The organism is Sediminibacillus dalangtanensis (assembly GCF_017792025.1).
Taxonomy (GTDB): domain Bacteria; phylum Bacillota; class Bacilli; order Bacillales; family Amphibacillaceae; genus Sediminibacillus; species Sediminibacillus dalangtanensis.
The window spans coordinates 2852477-2874317 of the sequence record NZ_CP046956.1; the positions used below are offsets into that span (position 1 = coordinate 2852477).

The 21841-nt window shown below is 45.5% G+C and carries 17 protein-coding genes; 2 read left to right on the forward strand and 15 right to left on the reverse strand.

Annotation, left to right across the window (positions count from 1 at the left end):
- Positions 1 to 5 precede the first annotated feature (5 nt).
- The 9 genes from hprK to uvrB form a co-directional block, all read right to left on the reverse strand.
- Complete coding sequence (gene hprK / locus ERJ70_RS14320; RefSeq protein ID WP_209365494.1) at positions 6 to 947, reverse strand: HPr(Ser) kinase/phosphatase; 942 nt, start codon at positions 945 to 947, stop codon at positions 6 to 8.
- A gap of 304 nt (positions 948 to 1251) precedes the next feature.
- Positions 1252 to 1464 carry a hypothetical protein gene (locus tag ERJ70_RS14325; protein ID WP_209365495.1) on the reverse strand — a complete coding sequence of 71 codons (213 nt, stop codon included), beginning with the start codon at positions 1462 to 1464 and terminating at the stop codon, positions 1252 to 1254.
- Between the two features lie 217 nt (positions 1465 to 1681).
- Complete coding sequence (locus tag ERJ70_RS14330; protein ID WP_209365496.1) at positions 1682 to 2047, reverse strand: phage holin family protein; 366 nt, start codon at positions 2045 to 2047, stop codon at positions 1682 to 1684.
- Positions 2047 to 2244: a PspC domain-containing protein gene (locus ERJ70_RS14335; RefSeq protein WP_074598571.1), complete on the reverse strand. Its 198-nt coding sequence runs from the start codon at positions 2242 to 2244 to the stop codon at positions 2047 to 2049. Before ERJ70_RS14335 ends, ERJ70_RS14330 begins: the two co-directional genes overlap by 1 nt.
- Positions 2245 to 2256: 12 nt before the next feature.
- Positions 2257 to 3348 carry a DUF4097 family beta strand repeat-containing protein gene (locus ERJ70_RS14340; RefSeq protein WP_209365497.1) on the reverse strand — a complete coding sequence of 364 codons (1092 nt, stop codon included), beginning with the start codon at positions 3346 to 3348 and terminating at the stop codon, positions 2257 to 2259.
- A gap of 109 nt (positions 3349 to 3457) precedes the next feature.
- On the reverse strand, positions 3458 to 4126 hold the full coding sequence (bshB2, locus tag ERJ70_RS14345) for a bacillithiol biosynthesis deacetylase BshB2 (RefSeq protein WP_209365498.1): 669 nt from the start codon (positions 4124 to 4126) through the stop codon (positions 3458 to 3460).
- A gap of 19 nt (positions 4127 to 4145) precedes the next feature.
- A complete protein-coding gene (locus tag ERJ70_RS14350) occupies positions 4146 to 4499 on the reverse strand; it encodes a YojF family protein (RefSeq protein WP_209365499.1) in 354 nt (117 codons plus the stop codon).
- 449 nt (positions 4500 to 4948) lie between these two features.
- A complete protein-coding gene (uvrA, locus tag ERJ70_RS14355) occupies positions 4949 to 7825 on the reverse strand; it encodes an excinuclease ABC subunit UvrA (RefSeq protein ID WP_209365500.1) in 2877 nt (958 codons plus the stop codon).
- Positions 7826 to 7832: 7 nt separating this feature from the next.
- Positions 7833 to 9815, reverse strand: a complete 1983-nt coding sequence (gene uvrB / locus ERJ70_RS14360) for an excinuclease ABC subunit UvrB (protein WP_209365501.1) — start codon at positions 9813 to 9815, stop codon at positions 7833 to 7835.
- A gap of 288 nt (positions 9816 to 10103) precedes the next feature.
- Here uvrB and ERJ70_RS14365 point away from each other — a divergent pair, with 288 nt between their 5' ends.
- Positions 10104 to 10892: a FixH family protein gene (locus tag ERJ70_RS14365; RefSeq protein ID WP_209365502.1), complete on the forward strand. Its 789-nt coding sequence runs from the start codon at positions 10104 to 10106 to the stop codon at positions 10890 to 10892.
- A 91-nt stretch (positions 10893 to 10983) separates the two neighbouring features.
- Here ERJ70_RS14365 and ERJ70_RS14370 read toward each other — a convergent pair whose 3' ends face one another.
- From ERJ70_RS14370 to ERJ70_RS14385, 4 genes are all read right to left on the reverse strand, one after another.
- Positions 10984 to 11175, reverse strand: a complete 192-nt coding sequence (locus ERJ70_RS14370) for a hypothetical protein (RefSeq protein WP_209365503.1) — start codon at positions 11173 to 11175, stop codon at positions 10984 to 10986.
- Positions 11176 to 11224: 49 nt separating this feature from the next.
- Positions 11225 to 11599: a VOC family protein gene (locus ERJ70_RS14375; RefSeq protein WP_209365504.1), complete on the reverse strand. Its 375-nt coding sequence runs from the start codon at positions 11597 to 11599 to the stop codon at positions 11225 to 11227.
- An 890-nt stretch (positions 11600 to 12489) separates the two neighbouring features.
- A complete protein-coding gene (locus ERJ70_RS14380; protein ID WP_209365505.1) occupies positions 12490 to 14079 on the reverse strand; it encodes a peptide chain release factor 3 in 1590 nt (529 codons plus the stop codon).
- 257 nt (positions 14080 to 14336) lie between these two features.
- Positions 14337 to 14897 carry a DEAD/DEAH box helicase family protein gene (locus tag ERJ70_RS14385; protein ID WP_209365506.1) on the reverse strand — a complete coding sequence of 187 codons (561 nt, stop codon included), beginning with the start codon at positions 14895 to 14897 and terminating at the stop codon, positions 14337 to 14339.
- A 175-nt stretch (positions 14898 to 15072) separates the two neighbouring features.
- Here ERJ70_RS14385 and ERJ70_RS14390 point away from each other — a divergent pair, with 175 nt between their 5' ends.
- A complete protein-coding gene (locus ERJ70_RS14390) occupies positions 15073 to 18264 on the forward strand; it encodes a DEAD/DEAH box helicase (protein ID WP_209365507.1) in 3192 nt (1063 codons plus the stop codon).
- 607 nt (positions 18265 to 18871) lie between these two features.
- On the opposite strand, the gene ERJ70_RS14395 is transcribed toward ERJ70_RS14390, so the two are convergent.
- Both ERJ70_RS14395 and ERJ70_RS14400 read right to left on the reverse strand, forming a co-directional pair.
- Positions 18872 to 20071 carry a PDZ domain-containing protein gene (locus ERJ70_RS14395; protein WP_209365508.1) on the reverse strand — a complete coding sequence of 400 codons (1200 nt, stop codon included), beginning with the start codon at positions 20069 to 20071 and terminating at the stop codon, positions 18872 to 18874.
- A gap of 280 nt (positions 20072 to 20351) precedes the next feature.
- Positions 20352 to 21836: a S41 family peptidase gene (locus ERJ70_RS14400; RefSeq protein ID WP_209365509.1), complete on the reverse strand. Its 1485-nt coding sequence runs from the start codon at positions 21834 to 21836 to the stop codon at positions 20352 to 20354.
- Between the last annotated feature and the right edge of the window lie 5 nt (positions 21837 to 21841).

Here is a 21841-nt window from a genome sequence, read left to right on the forward strand (position 1 = left end):
GCCTCCTACTCCTGGATATCCTCACTTTTTTCCTGTTGGATCATGTTGGTCAACCGTTCTGAAAACTCTTCAGCAGCATTCACACCCATCCGCTTCAAACGGAAGTTCATCGCCGCCACTTCGATAATGACAGACAAGTTTCTTCCCGGCCGGACAGGAATGACAGCCTTCGGTATTTCCACGTCCATGATTTTCATGGTTTCTTCTTCCAACCCGAGACGGTCATATTGTTTCTTCTGATCCCACAGCTCGAGGTTGATGATCATGGATATTTTTTTGTGCGACCGAACAGAACCCGCCCCGAACAGGGTCATCACGTTGATAATTCCCAATCCACGAATTTCCAATAAATGTTCGATCAACGGCGGTGAATTGCCGATCAGGCTATCGTAATCTTCTTGTCGGATTTCTACACTATCGTCAGCGACCAATCGGTGTCCCCGTTTTACCAGCTCGAGTGCAGTCTCACTTTTACCAACACCACTCTGACCGGTTATCAGGACGCCTATCCCGTAAATATCGACTAGCACCCCATGAATGGCTGTAAATGGTGCAAATCTGGTCTCCAAATAATTCGTCAGCCTGCTGGTCACCCTGGTCGTTTTATGCGGAGAACGCATCAATGGAACACCAGAGTTGTCGGCCGCTTCAATCAGCACTTCGGGGATGTCCATCCCTCTTGTTATGACGATTCCCGGTGTAATATCGGTGCAGAGATTTTCTACACGGTCCCGCTGTTCCTCCATACTCAGCTCGTTAAAAAACGACATTTCGGTTTTACCGAGTAACTGCAACCGATTTTTTGGATAATATTTAAAATAACCGGCCATTTCCAGACCAGGCCGCGAAATATCACTCATAAAAATCTCCCTGTGCACGCCATTGTGGCCTGCAACAAGCTCCAGGTTGAACTGGTTCAATAAATCCTGGGTACGTACCTTTGCCATATGTATCCCTCCATCGTACCTTGCTAATCACTGTATCCTATTGTAGCACTTTTTTTATCCGGAGGCATTAGTATGCTGACTTCCTGGTGGAAAGAGTAAGAACGACTGAAGGTGCAGCGGATTGATTACTAAATAAATATATATTGCCAAGTATTCAAGATACTTCTCAAGGATTGGTTATTGGTCAACTAAATGGAAGGTATGACCCCTAAAATATGGAGATGGTACCTTTAGAATTCACTTCTTTTATCTTGTTTGAGAAGCCTTAGGAAATAGGCGGTCGAGCGTAACTAAAAATTTTCAATCAGTTTTTTTCCTCAAGATTGTTTATTTCTCTTTCGATAAGAAATATTGAAATTTGGAATGCTTCCATCCGTCTTTTAGCTAACGTAATTTGTGAATTATATCTAGAAGCATTTTCTTTAGACTCAAAAGTTTTTACTGTTTCTCTTAGCTTGTGGATGGTCGAATCAATTTGACGTTTTGCTTCAACTAATTCAGATACTTCAAATTCCATTTATATTATCTCCCCTTTACCACTTAATCCTTGTAAGGCATTGTATAAACTTAACCAGACAGATGCTATTCATTTAGAGAGTATAGCATAAAAAATCTGGACACAGAGAATTCGCATTTTCCATAATTTATAACAAGCATAGGTGGGTGGATCAGCTCTGAATAATAAAAAAGCAGGCTGACGAGCTTACTCCCGACAGCCTGCTTTTTATTTCGTCTTACCGATTTAAATCAACCGTGTCTCTGATTAACCGGTTGAGCAGCAAGTTCAATAACGAAAGGATGATTGCTGCCAGAATCGCCAAACCAAATCCATCGATAACAAACGAATTGCCCAGCAGTCCCTGGGTGATCATCAAGGTGATTGCATTGATCACGAACAGAAACAACCCGAGTGTCAAAAACGTGATCGGCAAGGTGAAAATGATCAAAAGCGGTTTGATGATCACATTCAAAATCGACAAGATCAAGCTGGCCAGCAATGCTGTTCCGAAGCCCTCCAGATAAAAGTTCGCAAACAGTTGATCAACGACAATCAGAGCCACTGCATTCAACAGAATGGAAAGCAGCCACCGCTTCAGCATCAGGCAAACGGTTCCTTAGGCATAATAAAGATTGCCAAGATGTAAAGAATGCCGAGCGGGAAAAAACCAGTGAAAACAAAAATCAGCACGAACAACAGCCGCAACAGGGTAGCATCCATGTCAAAATAATCTGCCATCCCGCCTAAAACTCCGGAAATTTTCCGATCTGAACGAGAGCGGTATAACTTTCTAGACATAAAACATTCCTCCTACTTAGTTGGTAACATCCATATGGAACCAGTTTTCGTTTCCGCTTCCAGATAAAATGGTTCCGTCTCTTTCTCCTGGTTGACTACGAAATGCAGCGAACGATTGATCACTTCTTTTTTTTCTTCAATTACTTGATAATGAGCCAAATCGCAATGAATATTTCCTATTTTTGTTTCGGCTTTGCCGTCGATCCAGAGCTGATCTGGCAGTACCAAGCGGACACTGCCGGTTGTCGTTTTAAAGAAACCCGACTTCGGTTGAAGGCCTTCTTGCCAAAGACAGCTGATACTGCCATTAACGAGCTGAGCATCGATTTTTTCGAATGTACCATCCACATTAATCTTTCCGTTTATGGTCTCCATATCCGCCACTTCCCAGCGGCCATCACTGATATTGATTGTTCCGTTGGCTGTTTCGACTTCCAGTACGGTTCCATTGCTCTCCGACAGATTGATAGATCCGTTGGTCGACTTGACTTGAAACCGATCCCCGGTTAATTCTTCACCGAAAAAGCTTCCATTAAACAATTTGACCGCGGCTTTCCGATAGGATCGTTCCGGAACTTTAACAATTACTTCCGCTTTCACTTGCTGGCTTTGCAAATAAAATTGCAAACGGTCCTCATCCAACAAAAAAACCGCTTCTTTGTAGAACTTTTCCCGAGCTTGTTCCTGATTATCCACCTGATATACCTTCGCTTTGCATTCAACCCGTATGTCGGTTTCATTCCATGGCTGAATCGTGACATTCCCATTGGCAATGTCGATATCGATGTCTTGGAATACTGCGGAGTGGTGATGGAAGATATGCGATACTTCATAATTTTTTCCGAAATTAAGATCAAGATCGACATTTTTGATTTTTTGAAATGCTTCTTCCACGAAGCCGAAGAAACTGCTTTTCTTATTTGCTTTTGCTTTATACTGCTGTTGTGTGTCTCCCTCTTCCCAATTCACTTTTGTAGAAACAGCGTTTTGCTGTTGTTCCGCTTTTTCAGCTTCGTCAAGAGAATCAAGCAATTTTTCTGCCTCTTCAGAACTGATCAGGCCATCTTCTACCATCTTGAGGATTTTTTTGCGTTCCTCTTTCACGTTTTCCACCTGCCTTGTTAAATTGCCAATCGTGAAAAAAACCGCTGTAACTAAAACGGCAAACCTCGTTTCCAGGTAATGTTTAGTTCAGCGGCTGCTGTTCCTATCCTCAATCAAATTTCCATGTGTAAAAACTTTCGTAGCCCAGCCGCTCCTTGGCAACTTCCTCCATATTGGCAGCTGCTTCCGCATTTCCATTCATGCTGCCCAGCACTCCTTGTGCCTGGGAACGATGAGCCATGATCGTTTTCATTTTTTGATCGAAAACAGGTTTTACATTATTTATTACGTCCGGCTCTCCAAAAAGTTTCACATGATCATGGCTTATTGCCTGTGCCCATACTTTTGGTCGACTGGCTGGATCCATCAACCGGACCGCTTCTATTGCGGCCGCTCCCATCGCATTATGGTCGGGATGCACGGCATGGCCCGGAAAGTGAGTAATCACGAGACTAGGCTCGATTTCCTCCAATATGTTTTTCAAGTGTTGTGCGATTTCATCACGGGATTCAAATTCCAGCGTCTTATCCCGATAACCGAGCATCCGAAGCTCGACATCCATTACCTTGCAGGCATCGATCAACTCTTTTTTGCGGAATTCGGACAAGGTTTCCCGGTTGGCAAAAGTCGGATTCCCCATATTACGGCCCATTTCTCCGAGTGTACCGCATAAATACGTTACCGGAACTCCTTTTTGCCTGAACTGGGTAATGGTACCGGAAGCACCGAATGCTTCGTCATCTGGATGCGGATATATGACTACTACGTGTTTTTCCAAATCGATCATCTCTCCCTAACTAATTTTTAAACGGCTGTTCACTGATTTCCAAAGCGACCATTAATCGGCCTTCCCGGTCATGACCTGCCATCAACAGTCTCTCTTGTTCATCGAGCTCCCATTGATTGACTCCTTCTGCATAGACCCAGCCAATATCCAGTTTCAAGCCGACGCGGTATGTACCATTGGTACCGACGATTTTCCCGTGCAGGTAATTCACTTTTGCATTACGGATAAATGCCCCGACGTTATAGGCATTTTCATTAAAATGACTGGCATAAGCGCCGTTGGTCGTTTCCAGATGAACATAGACCTCTTTGTTAGCAAGCCGATCCAGTTGCTCTTGTACTTCTTCTATATGAATAGGTTCCATTTCCCACTTTCCCTTCCTTCACCATATACTATTTTTACCTTACCCAAAATCATCTGAAGCGTCAAAGTATTAATCTGCTTCCACCCTGCCTTCCTTTCCCATCGATGCATGAAGAAATATGGGCGCTTAAGCATGGTGCGTTCGGTAATTGTATCGGTTCTATATCGTCTGCCTTAGCATGCAAACGAAAGTACACTGTTGAAATGCTCATACACTTTGCACAGTTGGCTGGTGAAATACTTAGAGCCAGCGCTCTGTGCAATCACATCAAAACCTTTTCCCCCGCAGGAGATGGGGCTGTGACAGTGTTACTTTAAACGAAGGGAATCGATTATTATTTTCGAGGAGGCTGAAAACGTGCCTGTGCAAAGCGAGGTAACGGTTGGATAGTACCTAATAATGAGAAAACCAAAAACCGCCTCCTGGTCTGGAGACGGTTCATTACTGGGTTATTTTGAACCTACCTTTTCCTGTTGCTTGACTTTATCGGCCATACGTTGACGATCTCTTTCCAAAATCGGTTTCAGGTATTTTCCTGTGTACGATTGTGGTGAGTCTGCTACTTGTTCCGGTGTACCGGTTGCGATGATCTGGCCGCCGCGGTCGCCGCCTTCTGGTCCAAGGTCAATAATGTTGTCTGCCGCCTTGATGACATCAAGGTTATGCTCGATGATCAGCACGGTGTCTCCATTGTTGACTAATCGTTGCAGCACTTCCAACAGACGGGATATATCATCCACATGCAGACCGGTTGTCGGCTCGTCCAAAATGTAAAAGGACTTGCCATTCGAGCGACGGTGAAGTTCACTGGCCAGTTTGACACGCTGCGCCTCACCGCCTGATAAGGTTGTCGCAGGCTGTCCAAGCCGGACATAGCCGAGTCCGACGTCGAAAATCGTCTGCAGCTTGCGCTGTATTTTCGGAATGTTGGCGAAGAAATCAAGCGACTCCTCAATGGTCATATCCAATACATCCGCGATATTTTTTCCTTTATACTTCACTTCCAACGTTTCCCGATTATACCGTTTTCCGTGACACACTTCGCAAGGCACATAAACATCCGGTAAAAAATGCATTTCGATTTTGATAATGCCATCGCCTCGGCAGGCCTCGCAACGGCCGCCTTTCACATTGAAGCTGAACCGTCCTTTTTTATAACCGCGGATTTTCGCTTCGTTCGTCTGGGCGAAAACATCACGGATATCATCGAAGACACCTGTATATGTCGCCGGGTTGGAACGCGGCGTCCGTCCGATCGGAGACTGATCGATGTCGATCACTTTATCCAAGTGTTCGATTCCTTTGATTGTTTTATGCTTCCCGGGTTTTTGTTTGCCCCGGTGCAGCTGCATCGATAGGGATTTATGCAATATTTCATTGATCAGCGTACTTTTGCCGGAACCAGATACACCAGTGACTGCAGTAAACAATCCGAGCGGAATTTTTGCATCCACTTTCTTCAGATTGTTTTCCTCTGCCCCGAGTACCTCAATTGCCCGATTATCCGGCTTTCGGCGTTCCTGTGGGAGTGGTATGAACTTTTTCCCGGACAAATATTGACCGGTCAAAGAGTTTTTATCCTTCATTACCTGCTTCGGTGTACCGCTTGAGACGATTTGCCCACCGTGTTCTCCGGCACCTGGTCCGATATCGATCAGCCAGTCTGCGGCATACATGGTATCTTCATCGTGCTCGACCACGATCAGTGTGTTGCCAAGGTCGCGCATCCGTTTCAAGGTACCGATCAAACGGTCGTTGTCACGCTGATGCAAACCAATCGATGGCTCATCCAATACATACAGCACCCCTGTCAGGGCAGAACCGATTTGGGTCGCCAGCCGTATCCGCTGGGCTTCCCCGCCGGACAATGTGCCGGCAGAACGAGCCAGCGTTAAGTAATCGAGTCCCACATTGTTCAGGAAGGTCAGTCTGTCGCAAATCTCTTTTAAGATCATCCTAGCGATTTGCTCTTCTTTTTGAGACAGTTCGACTGTCTCAAAAAATTGGAAAGCTTCGGTGACCGACATTTCTGTTACTTTGCCGACATGCAGCCCATTGACCAGAACAGCCAGCGCTTCGTCTTTGAGACGGTAGCCATCACACTTCGGACAAGGCTTTTGGGTCATGTATTTTTCCATTTGTTCGCGAATGAAATCAGAGGTCGTTTCTCGGTAACGACGTGCGATATTTTTCAAGACCCCTTCAAAATAAATATCGTTTTCCCTAACCCTGCCAAAATCGTTTTCATACCGGAAATGGATTTTTTCTTTTCCGCTTCCGTGCAAAATTTTGTCCATCTGCCGTTTTGGAAGCTGTTTGACCGGAACATCCATATCAATTCCGAAATGGTTGCAGACACTTTCCAGCAGCTTAGGGTAGTATTGTGAACTTGTCGGTTCCCAGGCGGCAATCGCCCCTTCTCTCAAAGTCAAACTCCGGTCGGGCATTACCAGATCAATATCGACCTCCAGCTGCGTGCCCAATCCATCACAGCGTTCACAAGCGCCGAACGGGCTATTGAAGGAAAAGAGTCGCGGTTCCAATTCCCCGATGGAAAACCCGCAAATAGGACAAGCATGATGCTCACTGAACAACAGCTCTTCTTCTCCGATAACATCGACAATGACATTTCCGTCGCCAAGTCCAAGCGCCGTTTCCAAGGAGTCCGACAAACGCCCGGAGACTCCTTCTTTGACGACAATCCGGTCGACAACCACTTCGATCGAGTGTTTTTTATTTTTTTCCAGCTTGATCTCATCGGTAATCTCAAACATATCCCCGTCGACTCTTACCCGGATATAGCCTTCTTTTTTCAAATCCTCCAGCACTTTCACGTGTTCCCCTTTACGTCCGGAAACAACTGGAGCCAGGATTTGCAGTTTGGTTCTTTCCGGATATTCGAGAATCCGATCGACCATTTGCTGCACCGTTTGCGACGTTATTTCAATTCCATGAATCGGACAAGTAGGATGGCCGACACGGGCGAACAACAAGCGGAGGTAATCATAAATCTCTGTCACGGTACCGACCGTTGATCGCGGGTTCTTACTTGTTGTTTTCTGATCGATCGAGATTGCCGGCGACAGTCCTTCTATCGCATCGACATCCGGTTTATCCATCTGGCCGAGAAACTGGCGGGCATAGGCCGAAAGTGACTCGACATAACGGCGCTGGCCTTCCGCATAAATCGTATCGAATGCCAGGGATGATTTACCGGAACCCGACAGTCCGGTCAACACGACTAACTGTTCCTTCGGTATGTCCACATCCACGTTTTTTAAATTATGGGCGCGTGCCCCTTTAATCGTTATCGCTTTTTTTGCCATTCCTAGGTCATCCTTCCGCTTTAAGTTCCAAAACCAAGTCACGCAGCTCGGCGGCCCGTTCGAAGTTCAGGTCCCTTGCCGCCTGTTTCATTTCTTTTTCCATATCCTCGATTACCTTTTCCCGTTCCTTCTTGGTCATCTCCGACAGCTTTGGTTGTTCGGACTTGTATTCTTCTGTTTCTTCGGCTGCCACTGTGGCGCGGATCACATCGCGGACATCCTTCTTAATGGTCTTCGGTGTAATGCCGTGTTCTTCATTATAAGCTTGTTGTTTAACACGACGGCGGTTGGTTTCATCTATCGCCTTTTCCATCGAATCAGTCATTTTATCGGCATACATGATGACACGTCCGTTTTCGTTACGTGCCGCTCTTCCCATTGTCTGAATCAGGGAGCGTTCAGAGCGCAGGAAGCCTTCTTTGTCCGCATCCAATATCGTGACAAGGGAAACCTCGGGAATATCGAGTCCTTCACGAAGCAGGTTGATTCCTACTAATACATCATATTTACCCACCCGCAGGTCCCGGATAATCTCGATTCTTTCTAACGTCTTAATTTCCGAGTGTAAATAAGCGACTTTGATGCCGATTTCCTTCAAATAATCGGTTAAATCCTCGGACATTTTTTTGGTCAGCGTGGTGACCAATACACGTTCATTCCGCTCGACACGCTGGTTTATTTCTCCAATTAAATCGTCGATCTGCCCTTCAATCGGACGGACTTCGACTTCCGGATCCAACAAGCCGGTCGGACGGATAATTTGCTCGGTCATTTTTGGCGTATGCTCGAGTTCATAAGGACCTGGAGTCGCCGATACATAAACCATCTGGTTGATTTTCTTTTCAAACTCGCTGAATGTCAGTGGACGGTTGTCCATAGCAGATGGCAATCGGAAACCATGGTCCACCAACACTTGCTTTCTCGCCTGGTCCCCGTTGTACATTCCGCGGATTTGCGGCAAGGTGACGTGGGACTCATCCACCACGATCAGAAAATCATCCGGGAAATAATCGATCAACGTATATGGTGTCGATCCTGGTTCGCGGAAAGTCAAATGACGGGAATAGTTTTCGATTCCCGAGCAAAAGCCCATTTCATTCATCATTTCCAAATCATAATTGGTCCGCTGTTCGATGCGCTGGGCTTCCAGCAGCTTGTTTTGATCCTTCAATTCTTTTACCCGTTCGTTAAGCTCCTGCTCGATATTTTTTATCGCTTTTTTCAAATTTTCTTCACGGGTGACGAAGTGGGAAGCCGGAAAGATTGCGATATGTTCCCGATCGCCGATAATCTCGCCGGTCAAAGCATCGACTTCCCGGATCCGGTCTATTTCATCTCCAAAAAACTCGATGCGCAGGCAATGCTCCTCCCGAGAAGCCGGGATGATTTCCACCGAATCGCCGCGGACGCGGAACGTTCCGCGCTGGAAATCGATATCGTTGCGGGCGTACTGGATATCGACCAAATCACGCAACAGCTGATCCCTGTCTTTTTCCATTCCGGTCCGGAGCGAAAGCACCTGGCTGCGGTATTCTTCCGGAGAACCCAAACCATAGATACACGATACACTGGCGACAATCAAGACATCATTGCGTTCGAACAATGCGGATGTTGCCGAGTGACGCAGTTTATCAATTTCATCGTTGATACTCGCGTCTTTTTCGATAAACGTATCCGTCGACGGTACGTATGCTTCCGGTTGATAGTAATCATAATAACTGACGAAATACTCTACTGCGTTATCCGGAAAAAATTCTTTGAATTCACTGTACAGCTGACCTGCCAGTGTTTTGTTATGGGCAATCACCAACGTCGGGCGATTGATTTCTTTAATGACATTCGACATCGTGAACGTTTTCCCTGTCCCCGTAGCTCCAAGAAGCGTCTGATGCTTCTTCCCTTTTTTCAGACCCTCTACCAGTTCGTTTATTGCTCTTGGCTGATCTCCTTCAGGCTGATACTGGGCAACAAGGTCGAATTTATTTTCCACGATCGAACCAACCTCCGTTCTTTCTATTCCTGATCTATTTTATCACATTGTATTACTATATTAACACAAAACCGAACAAACATTCGACTTATGCAGTTTTTTCTTCTAATAAATGCCGGATGCCGGCACGATGACAGTTTAACACGTTCTTTCCAAGGTTTATAGAAAAATGATTACCTGGTAGCAGTGTTCACAAAGTAGTCATCTACAAACATTGTAGTATAGCGTGCTATTGCCTATAATCGGAGATAGAAGCGTTTTTGTAGCGAGAAAGGATGAAGCTTGAGAATGAAAATGAAACGAATTTTATTTTTTCTTGTCATCATGCTTTTTGGCCTTGCTGCCTGCGGGCAATCCGACAAGCAGGGTTCCGGCGATGACAATGCCGACCCACAACCACTCGAGGTGGATTTGCAAGTGCCGGAACAAGCGGACAGCGGTGAAGCCGTCAGCATGACCGCCAAAGTCACACAGGGTGGAGAAAATGTCGGCGATGCCGATGAGGTAGAGTTTGAAATATGGCAGGAAGGTGCAAAAGACGATAGTGAAATGATCGAAGCGGAATACCAGGAAGACGGTGTCTATGGAATAGAAAAAAACTTTGAAGCGGACGGCACTTATGTCGTTCAGTCCCATGTCACTGCCCGGCAAATGCATATCATGCCGAAAAAGTCGATTGTGATCGGAAGCGCAGAAGATGGAGATAAGGAGGATACAAAAGAAGGGCATAGCCACGGAGACGATGAAAGTACAGGAGAAGATGACAGTGCCCATCACCACCATGACGATTTGGCTGTCGAACTGGATGCTCCGGATACGTTAACAGTTCACGAAGAAAGCGAAGTGACAGTCAGCGTCAACCAGGATGAGGAACCGTTAACCGGCGCAAATGTCACATTGGAAATCTACCACAACCCGGATGAAGATCCTCAATGGGTCAATTTGACAGAAGGGGACAACGGCATCTATGCAGGAAATGTCACTTTTGAACACAGTGGCGAGCATGAAATCACCATTCATGTCAAAAAGGGGGATTTGCATACGCATCAGGAGGCGACTCTAGCGGTAGAAGAGTAAGCTTTTCGAGGTGAGACTTCATAAAATGTAACCCAACAGAAAGAGGGGCCCTTTCTTTTTGAATGAATGGACCCCTCTTTCTTCTTCACTTTTATTTATGGATAGAGCTGTCAGGTTTCATTGTTCCTCTTACAAAGATTCCAATTGTCAACACTATCAACCCGAGACATCCTCCAATAAAGTCGATAAGGTGAACGTTTCCATCCCGCAGAAATTTAATGAAAAATCCACCGCCGAATATAACTGTAATGATGATGCCGAAAAAAATGGACCAATACTTCACAATATCTCACCTCTACAAAGTGGGGTATCGTCTCATACCTTCCATGTAACTAGGATAAAGGCTCTACCATCCAAATTTTATATCCATCCGGATCGGCAATGACAGCCTCCTTCACTCCCCATTCCCGGTCGATCGGTTCCTGGACGATTTGTCCTCCCGCCTCTCTTATGGAAGTGACTGTTTTGTTCACGTCATCTACCTCAAACTCGATAACAATCCCATTTTCCACGGGTTCCGGTTCATCGATGATATGTAACAACACCGTGACTTTTCCGTCCCCAGTACCGATGGAATAAGAAGCCATCCCATTCTCTACAAAATCTTCAGGCAGATGTAAAACATCTTTGTAAAACGTAATAGACTTATCCAAGTCTTTTACTGGGACTACGATCGTATTTAGTTTTTTAATCTGGAACTCTGCCATTGTAACCATCTCCTCTCCATCATTTAAAAATTTTCTACTCGTAATAACTAGAATAGGGTAAAAGACTGATTGAAAACGCATTCTATGATATTTATCCTAACACAAAATACCAATTAATTTCTATCATTTTACAAATGAAATGGCTTCTTCTCTGAACAACCAGAAAGAAAGGGATAAAATCTTATCGAAACCGCCACAGAACGGTTAGTATGTTCCATAGATGGACTTCCCTTTTATCCTGTGGTTTGATGCGTGCTTCGAATCGCTACGGCAAGATACTACGCGTTCCACGGGCACGGCTTCAACTTCCTCAGAAAGCACCAACCGCTTTCTTGCGGGATTTTCAGCTCGTGCTGTTCCCGTTGGAGTCTCCGTATCTTGCCTTCGCTACGTTTTCGTGGTCTGATTTCGACATGATCAAGACAAGATGAACCGTATTCTTCTATTGGCTGATAGGTATCTAAACAGGGAAGAAGACGAAAAATCAGGATGGGGGTTCCTTTATTCTTTAAAAATTGGACAATAGCAAAAAGGATATAGAAGTACTCCTAGTTCCATGTTCCATGCGGCTTCGCTTTCTATCCGTAACGGGAATAAGCAAAACGAAAAACACACCAGAAGAGAAGGTATCTCCATCCAACGGAGGCAAGGTACGCAGACACCAGCGGGATGAGCGCGAACTGAAGATCCACTTGGCAAAGCGGTATTCTTTGCCAAGTTAGCCAAAGCCGTGCCCGCGGAAAGCGAAGTACCTTGCCGGAGTGGAAAATTGCACTTTTCATATGAGAAGGATAGAACGGTTTTCTTTTTGCTCATCAAAAAAACCGAACGAATGGTGATATTGTTCGGTTTTCATTTGGGTCACAGGCGCTTTTTTTTATTTTCTAGTTTTATTGATAGCTTTGGTCGTACTGATTTACTTCAAACAAATCAATCAGCTCGATATCCTGGTGTTTATCCTGGAACCAGCGCAGCGAAAAATCATTCTTGAACAAGGCAAGGTACTCTCCTTCCCGGTCCTTGACAAGCAGGTTGCGTTCATCAAACATCGAACGGTCGACCTGCTCTTCCTTGAGCCAGCGCGGAATCCTCTCTCCGATCGATTCCAGCATAACCTCGACGTTGTACTCATTTTTCATGCGGTATTCAAACACTTCATATTGCAGTTCGCCAACAGCCCCGATGATATAGGATTCGTCATTGGTGCCACGGAATAACTGAATGGCACCTTCCTGAACCAGCTGCTCGATGCCTTTTTTGAACTGCTTCGCCTTCATGACGTTTTTCGCCGATACTTTTTTAAACAGCTCTGGCGGGAACTGGGGCAATTCGTCATATTCAAACGACTCTTTGCCTTCTATCAACGTATCGCCGATCCGGTATGCGTTCGGATCATAAATCCCGATGATATCCCCAGCGTATGCTTCTTCTACCGTGTCCCGCGAAGAGGCAACGAATTGTTGAGACTGGGCCAGTTTGATAGGCTTATCGGTCCTTGCCAGTTTGACGCTCATCCCCCGCTCAAATTTTCCGGAGCAAACCCGCAGAAAGGCGACTCGGTCACGGTGAGCCGGATTCATGTTGGCCTGGATTTTGAAAACAAAGCCGGAAAAATCCGGATTATCGGGGCTCACCAAGCCTTCTGTCGACTTTCTTGCTGTCGGAGCCGGTGCCATGGAAATGAAGGTATCAAAAAAGGTCTGTACACCGAACGGCGCAAGCGCGCTTCCGAAGAAAATCGGAGTCTGCTCCCCTCGCAACACGGCTTCCAGCGAAAACTGATCGCCTGCTTCATCAAGAAGCGCTAGCTCATCTTCCGTTTCTTTATAGGTTGCATCATTCACCAGGTCTGCATATTCCGGTTTGTCGAGGTCTGAGTACGGGATATAGCTTTCCTCTTCATTGCCGTTAAACCGGACGAATTGCTCGCCGTGCCGGTCGAAAATTCCCAAAAACCTTTTCCCCATTCCTACCGGCCAGTTCATTGGATAGGTTTCGATATCGAGTACTTCCTCGATCTCTTCCATCAATTCAAGCGGTTCACGGCCTTCCCGGTCCAGCTTGTTGATGAAAGTAAAAATCGGAATCCCGCGCATCCGGCAAACTTTGAAAAGCTTGATCGTCTGCGCCTCGATCCCTTTGGTGGCATCAATGATCATCACCACACTGTCGACAGCAGTCAACGTCCGGTACGTGTCTTCACTGAAATCCTCGTGACCCGGGGTATCCAGAATATTCACTTGATGCCCTTTATAAGGAAAATTCATGACACTGGATGTAACAGAGATTCCACGCTGTTTCTCGATTTCCATCCAGTCCGATGTTGCAAATTTACCCGACTTTTTTCCTTTTACTGTACCAGCCGAACGAATCAGGTTTCCGAATAACAATAGCTTCTCGGTCAGCGTTGTTTTCCCGGCATCGGGGTGGGAAATAATCGCAAAGGTCTTCCGCTTGTTCACTTCTTCTTTAATAGACATATAAAAATCCCTTTCTTATAAGTGATTGGTATAAAGTTTCTGTTCAGCAAGGGATTTATGTTTACATTGGATGATTCTCCTTTATCTAACATGCACCTGCAGGTAAAGCAGGTAAACAGGTGCGCCAAAATCTCTGCTTCGAGCCAACGACTCCACTTTGGGAGTGAAATTTTAATCCTTTACTATCATAGCTAATTTGACTGCTGTTTATCAACCAGAAAATTGCAATTCATTCACTAACCTATGCAAGCCGTTAATTATAAACCGAACTCATCCTTGATCAACAAGGCCGTTTGTTCTGCTGTCAGTTCGGAATTATCGATTCGCAGGTAAGGTTTCCGGGTAACTTCACCAGGCCTGGAGTTCAAGCGGTATTGTTCGTGCGTCAAACGCAAATTGCTCTCTGACTGCTCCAGGTTCCGCTTCGTCGGCTTTAGTGCCAGACGGTGCGGGGTTATATTGCGCTCCAACCTTGTAGCCAAAGGTGATTCCAGTTCCACAAATAGGATTTCTGCTCCTTTTGATTCGAACGTTTCACAGATTTTCTCGACAAAATCCCAGTCTTCCTGCTGGTCGAACGCCCAAACATAAGTGAAAATCAGACCAGGCAAATCACTTTTCGCTACTTCTTCAAAAATTGCATGACGGAACATATTGACAAGACGCTGGAATGACTCCGAGTCAAAATCAAAAAAACGATGGACCAGTTCGATGGTCATATGATTATGGAACAATTTCAAGCCAGTCATTTTCTCGAGTTCCTGCCCGACGGTCATTTTCCCGACAGCCTGTGGACCGTATAGTAGAACGAATTTCATGCCCTCTCCCCCTCAGTTGATGCTGCTGTTTTGTTTTTCTAATGCTAACACAAATCTGCCCGAATTCCTTCCATTAATTTTTTGGTTTTTTCTCTGTGTTACTCCATCACTCAAACTTGCAGCCTCTGTTATAATAGAGAGATGACTATGTTTTTCAACAAGGGATGAGATAGAGTTGCGAACGTTTTTTTTAGACAAACAGGACATCGTGAAAATCACCGGAGAACGTTTTTATAAAAGGGGTCTGGACTATTATCAAAAGGGGCGGGTGCATGGAATCACCTACAATCCGACTATCAATGCCTGGCGCGGACAGGTTCGCGGCACGGAAACTTATAGTGTCCGTATTTTCTTTTTTGACGATGATGATTTGGAAGGAAGCTGCGACTGTCCGGCCTATGCCACGCATTATACCTGTAAGCATATAGCCGCTGTCTTGCTGGCAATCAGCCAGGAGTCATGGAGTAAGATCCGTACCGAATCCGGGCAGGAGGATTTTGTGGCTGAACAAGTAGATTTTGATTTTTCTTCCAGAATGATCGATGCCTTCACCGAAAAAACGCCGAAACAAAAGCAGCTGTTGCAGGTAGAATACATCCTGCAAAGCCGAGTGAATCCGCATAATTCAACGTTTTTCCTTGAGGCAGAAGTGAGATTGGGCACATCCAGAACGTATGTCATCAAAGACATCCGGGAACTGTTGTCCCATATCAAAAGAGGGATTCCTTATAAAATAACGCCTTCATTCACCTATCAGCCCGGCAGCCATGTATTCCGGGATCAGGATCAACCGATTATCAATCAGCTGATCGATGCCTATGACAATGAGGCCTTGTACGAAAATTCTTTTTCCAATCCAATGGTGGATAAACGGTCGATTATACTGCCACCCACCGTCGCCGGAAAACTGCTCACACTGTTGGCTGAAGCGGACAGTTTTTATCAAGTCAGAGATGAAAAAATACCAATCGAGGTCGAGCAAAACATCCAGCCAGTCCGGTTCCAACTCGACAAACAGGCTGAGGAATCCTTTCAAATCGATATTTCCGATTTGGCGAATTATATGTATTTTCAGCACTATGGCTGCCTGTTTTCCGACGGAACCTTTTACCTGCTTGATAAGGAGCAGCGTAAGATCATGGACCAGCTTTATGCCCTGCTGCCATACAGGACGGATAAACAACAACAAATCGCCGGCAAAGAGATGAGTTCATTCGTCAGCAATGTCGTTCCCAAACTGGAAAAAATCGGACGGGTACATTATGCAGAAAAAACCAAAAATGCGATTACGACCAGCCCGCTGCGCCCGAAAGTGTATCTTGAAGAAGTTTCTGATTCGCTTCAGTTAAAACTGGAATTCCACTATGGCGAGGATATCGTTTATCCGTATCAGGAAGACCGACTGGCAGAAAAGGTAATAAAACGGGAAGCCGCCAAAGAGTTGGCCTTAATCAGCCTGCTGGAAGAAGCGGAATTTGTCTATTTAAACGATATGTATCAATTGTTCAAAATGGATGCAATTTATCACTTCCTACAGGAAACACTTCCGCAACTAAAAGAAATGGCCGATGTATACGTTTCTTCCAGGGTGAAGACGTTGATCAATACAAGTGAGCCGGTTATGTCCAGTTCTGTTGAAGTCAATCGACTTGACGGAATGCTTGATATCCAATTTGATGTCGATGGCATTTCTGCCGAGGAAGTCCAGCAATTGATGCAGGCATTGATTGAAAAACGGCGATATTACCGGATTCCGGAAGGAGCACTTGTCTCTTTGGAAGATGAATCATTTGATTCTTTCCGCCAGCTGGCCGACAAGCTCCAGCTTCAAAAAAACCATGTCGAGGACGGCAAAATCCAAGTGCCGATGGCCCGGAGTTTCCAAATTGAGGAGGCCTTGGATGATGACCATGCTGAATATGGCGAAACGTTTCAACAGTTGCTCACTCAGCTGAAAAATCCGGGAGATCTTGATTTTCCGCTGCCGGCAAAGTTGAAAGCAGAATTGCGTGATTATCAGCTGACTGGTTATCGGTGGTTTAAAACGTTAAGTCACTATCACCTCGGCGGCATATTGGCAGATGATATGGGCTTGGGGAAAACCATTCAGACAATCACGTATCTGTTATCGGAAAAAGAAACCAACGGAACGATGAAAAGTCTCGTAGTGGCACCCGCTTCCCTGCTATATAACTGGCAAAAGGAGTTCGAAAAATTCGCCCCTTCTCTCCAGGTGGCGGTGATTGCCGGTACCAAACAACAACGCCGGGAAATAATCAACACAAACAGTGCTGCCGATGTCTATGTGACCTCTTACCCGTTGCTGCGCAAAGATACTGGTTTTTATGAAGAAACAGTGTTTGATCACTTTATATTGGACGAAGCACAGGCGATAAAAAATCATCTAACCCAAACCGCCAAAGCTACACGGATGATCCAAGCCGGAAAGCGTTTTGCCCTTAGTGGTACACCGATTGAAAATTCTCTGGAAGAGTTATGGGCGATTTTTCATACCATTTCGCCCGGACTGTTTGTCAATAAGAAGGCTTTCCTTAACCTGGAACACGATTACATCGCACGCATCACCAGGCCGTTTATTTTACGCCGGCTAAAAACAGATGTTCTCGAGGAGCTTCCCGACAAGATTGAAACGGTGCAATACTCGGATCTTACCAAGCAGCAAAAACAGGTATACTTGGTTTACCTTGAAAAAATGCAACAGCAGGTGGCCGAAACGATTGAAGAAAAAGGGTTTGACAAAGGAAAGCTGGAAATATTGGCCGGTCTGACAAGACTGCGCCAAATCTGCTGTCATCCCGCCCTGTTCCTCGATAACTATAATGGAAAATCCGGGAAGCTGGAACAACTGCTGGAAACGGTACAGGAGTTGCAGGAAAGTGGGAAACGGGCGTTGGTATTTTCCCAGTTCTCCTCGATGCTGGGCATCATTGAGCAAAAGCTGACCGAGCAAGGAATTGATGTATTTTGCCTCGATGGCTCCACTCCGTCTTTAAAACGGATGGAAATGGTAGAACGTTTTAATAACGGGGAAAAAACTGTCTTCCTGATTTCCCTGAAAGCAGGCGGAACCGGTCTGAACCTTACGGGTGCAGATACCGTCATTTTGTATGACTTATGGTGGAACCCGGCGGTCGAAGAACAAGCAGCAGGCCGTGCGCACCGGATCGGACAGAAAAACGTCGTTCAGGTCATCCGCTTGATAACGGAAGGAACGATTGAAGAGAAAATATTTGAACTACAGCAGAAAAAGCGTGAACTCGTGGATCAAATCATCCAGCCTGGAGAGACAATGCTATCGAAGCTGTCTGAACAGGAACTACGCGAGCTGCTGCAGATGAAAGTATAAAGAATCCCCAGGCTGGTTTAGGGCCTGGGGATTCTTTATGTTTTTTTCACTATTGATATGAATTGCGCAATAATGAAAATTCTCTTTTTATAAGGATCTCACTCGGTCTAATGAAGTTGAGTGTAAGTCCAGCGCTGTGGAAAACACTCCCTTTCCGTGGGAACGCTCCAGCTATCCCACTGGACATGAAGAATCTTTCTTGAATTTTCACCTCACGAAGAAAATGCGGGCTTCATTTTTGAGGATCTCGCATTTTTCCCAGCTTGGTATCGATATTCCTTGTTAGAAGAAGAGAAATGCTTACCATTTTCCGAGGAGATTTTTGGCAGAGATGGAATATATAGAATCCTAAGGAACGTAAAAAGCTGCTATCTTTGACGGCTGGCACTGCATTTTCCAACCAAGCTCACCAGCCGCCCGCGGAAAGCGCAGGGTATTTCCGCAGCGCCGAATGCCAACTCAACGAATATAGGAGATTAGGGAGACTCCTTTCAAACTAGTTCGCACCAGTTACTATCAACTGAAACATAAGGGCAATAAAGTATTTGCTTCCGAATTTAAAAAAAGAGGCACCCTGCTCGGATACCTCTTTTTCACGACATGAAGTTTAACCGGACTTCTCCTGGTTACGTAAACGGTATTCTTCTTTTGCAAATATAATGCCGAGCTCATGTGGATCACCCTGATACATCGCCCGTTGTAAAAAGCGAATTTCTCCCCGTTCATCCCGCACCTCTAATTTACAGAAAGCACTATTTCGCTGTAATGCAGTGTAAAACTCCTGTTCATTACTGATTTGCTGTCCGTTTGCCCGTTCAATTCTTTCCCCGACAAGCATGCCAAGCTGGTCTGCTGGCGTACCCGGAATAATACCCAGAATCAGCAGGCCTTTTTCAGATGGATGAAAGAAAGGCTGCTCCTGCTTGTCTTTTTCTCGGAACCGAAAGGAAATCCATTCCCTGCCGATCAGAGCTACTCCAAATGCAACAAGTGAGAGAAGCGGTAGAAAATAACTGCCGATGGCTAGTCCAAAAGTTAAAAATGCAAGGAATAGGACGGATCTGCCGATTCTTTTGGCAGCATGCACTGGTTTTACTCCTTTCACCACTTGCTCAAAGCCTGTCATCAGCGGCAGAAGAATCAGTCCGAAGCTTTCTCCCTGGATATGTAAAACCGGCCACCAGTCCGCGAATGGCTCGATCATGCCCGTAGGGACCAAGGCGAAGAACGGAATAACCGCCATTTTTTTGAGCCGATGACGGCCCACCCATTTTCCGCGATTTCCTTTGACTAGTTCCGGATATGTAGCTCTGCTTGTAATCCGCAAAAATAATAGGGCTTCTATTAGCAAAAATGCAGCGAGCAGCAATGCAAGGCCGGTGAAATTTAGTGACTCTAGATCCGTCGTCCAAGCTAAATCGGTATATTCTGCTATCAAAGGAGGAGCGATTAACAAAATAAAGTAACTAAACCCAAAAGTATAAGCAGCCGAGAGCAGGGTGAATCGTCCTGTAACAGAAAGCAGGATCATCATCGCCGACAACACCAGGAGTACCGGATAACTGAAGACAATGCCGCCTCCTAGCGCAGCAGCAGAGAGCAGGATTCCGCCAATCAAGCTGACAGACCATGTATTTTTTGCTTCAGAGAAAACATCGAAAACTTTCAAACCAAATTGGCTGCGTTCTTGCTTAATCCGTCGGGTCGAAGCCAGCAATAACAAGATCACCGACCAGTACAGCAGCGGATTCAAAAACAGCTTTCCCACTCCCATTGCCAATTCTATCAACCATGCATCCAGTGCCATGCTATTACCCTCCCCACTCTATTCACGAACATACCGCGTCAAATATAGTACATATATTATAGCATAGGAAAAAGCCTATAAGACAGCAATATTAAGAATCATACATAGAATCTGACAAACCAATACAGAAATAACAGACCGAATAAAAATGATTTAGGAAAATACCAGGGTCAGTCCCCCACCTTATTAGCGCAATACCACTCTAAATCGGTAGGGGACTGACCCCATCTCCTATAAAAAAAGCACCCGCCGGCGGGGTAGCGGGCGGGTGTGGGGTTATCTATTGAAATAATTCTTCTAATGCTTTTTCTTTTTGTTTATCGTTATTGCCTTCTCTGATCTTTTCTACGATATCTGCCTGCAATTTGTTTGCCGTTTGTTCGTCTATTTTTCCAGTACTGTCCATACTGTTGTCCGACTGGAAGCTTTTAACGGCATTGGCGGTTTTCTGGTCATAAAGCCCGTCCTTATTACCAGGTTCGTAACCAAGCCCACTCAACATGATTTGAGCATTTTTCACTTGGTCGTTGTTTTGATTCAATTGAAGGGCTTCCTCGATTTGCAGCGGATTTGTATAAAAGTAATCTGGCTGTTTGACTTCAATGGTTGGATCTATCCCTTTTTCATGAATCCAGTTCCCTTCCGGCGTCAGCCACTTGAATAATGTCATTTTTATCGTACTGCCATCTCCCAACGGAATCGCCTGTTGGACTGTTCCTTTACCAAAACTGGTTGTCCCGACTAGTTCTGCATCCCCGGCTTCTTTCATCGCTCCTGCCAGGATTTCCGAAGCGGAAGCACTTCCTTCGTCAATCAGGACATTGATCGGATAGCCTTTCTTTTCATCAATCTCTGAGAAATAACGGGACTTTTCCCCATTGCGGTCTTCTATTTGTACATAAGGTGTATCTTTCGGGATGAAGTTTTTTAAAATATCCTCTACAGCTGTGAACAAGCCGCCCGGATTTCCTCGGACATCGATAACCAATCCGTCAATACCCTTGTCTTCCAACTTAGCGAGCTCTTCATCGAACCGTTTCGCAGTCCCTTCTGAGAAGGAAGTTATTTCAATGATACCTGCTGTTTTTCCGTTTACCTCTTTCGTATCGGAATATACGGTCTCGAGTGGAATATCGTCTCTTGTCAATTCAATATTCAACGGATCGGAAACACCAGGACGATTGATTTCCAACGTAACCTTTGAACCCTGTTCTCCTCTGATTTTGGAAACTGCGTCATAAAGATCCAAACCTTCTACGCTTTCCCCATCGACTTTCAAGATTTGGTCGTTCGGCTTTAATCCAGCTTCCTCTGCCGGCGAATCCTTGATTGGAGCGATAACAGTGACCTTGCCTTCCACCATGCTGACCTCGGCACCGATCCCTTCGAATGAGGATTCAATCGAATGATTGAACTCTTCTACAGTTTCTTGGTCCATATATACGCTATAGGGATCTTCCAGGCTGTCCATCATCCCCTGAATCGCACCTTCAATCAACTTGCTGTCCTCTACATCTTCCAGATAGCTGTCCTTGATCAGGTTAAATGCCTTGTTTACTTTCGCGAGTTCCTCGTTACCTTGCGAACTCCCGATTAACTCCTCCTGCTCTTCTTCGCTTAAGTCGGCGAATGTTCCGCCGTCACCGCCTTGTTGGACGGTTGAATCCTGTGACTGGGCGAGCTGGACACCGAAGTATGCGCCAACGCCGCCAAGCAGGAGGGCAGCCACCATAATCGCTGCTATGTAGCGTTTTTTGAGATTCATGGTAT

What these genes read in the sequence shown, in the direction of transcription:
- ERJ70_RS14365 (WP_209365502.1), top strand. Translation starts at nt 10,104, where the DNA reads ATGAAAATGAAACGAATTTTATTTTTTCTTGTCATCATGCTTTTTGGC.
- ERJ70_RS14400 (WP_209365509.1), bottom strand. Translation starts at nt 21,836, where the DNA reads ATGAATCTCAAAAAACGCTACATAGCAGCGATTATGGTGGCTGCCCTC.
- ERJ70_RS14380 (WP_209365505.1), bottom strand. Translation starts at nt 14,079, where the DNA reads ATGTCTATTAAAGAAGAAGTGAACAAGCGGAAGACCTTTGCGATTATT.
- ERJ70_RS14335 (WP_074598571.1), bottom strand. Translation starts at nt 2,244, where the DNA reads ATGTCTAGAAAGTTATACCGCTCTCGTTCAGATCGGAAAATTTCCGGA.
- ERJ70_RS14395 (WP_209365508.1), bottom strand. Translation starts at nt 20,071, where the DNA reads ATGGCACTGGATGCATGGTTGATAGAATTGGCAATGGGAGTGGGAAAG.
- ERJ70_RS14325 (WP_209365495.1), bottom strand. Translation starts at nt 1,464, where the DNA reads ATGGAATTTGAAGTATCTGAATTAGTTGAAGCAAAACGTCAAATTGAT.
- hprK (WP_209365494.1), bottom strand. Translation starts at nt 947, where the DNA reads ATGGCAAAGGTACGTACCCAGGATTTATTGAACCAGTTCAACCTGGAG.
- uvrA (WP_209365500.1), bottom strand. Translation starts at nt 7,825, where the DNA reads ATGGCAAAAAAAGCGATAACGATTAAAGGGGCACGCGCCCATAATTTA.
- ERJ70_RS14330 (WP_209365496.1), bottom strand. Translation starts at nt 2,047, where the DNA reads ATGCTGAAGCGGTGGCTGCTTTCCATTCTGTTGAATGCAGTGGCTCTG.
- ERJ70_RS14375 (WP_209365504.1), bottom strand. Translation starts at nt 11,599, where the DNA reads ATGGCAGAGTTCCAGATTAAAAAACTAAATACGATCGTAGTCCCAGTA.
- ERJ70_RS14385 (WP_209365506.1), bottom strand. Translation starts at nt 14,897, where the DNA reads ATGAAATTCGTTCTACTATACGGTCCACAGGCTGTCGGGAAAATGACC.
- ERJ70_RS14350 (WP_209365499.1), bottom strand. Translation starts at nt 4,499, where the DNA reads ATGGAACCTATTCATATAGAAGAAGTACAAGAGCAACTGGATCGGCTT.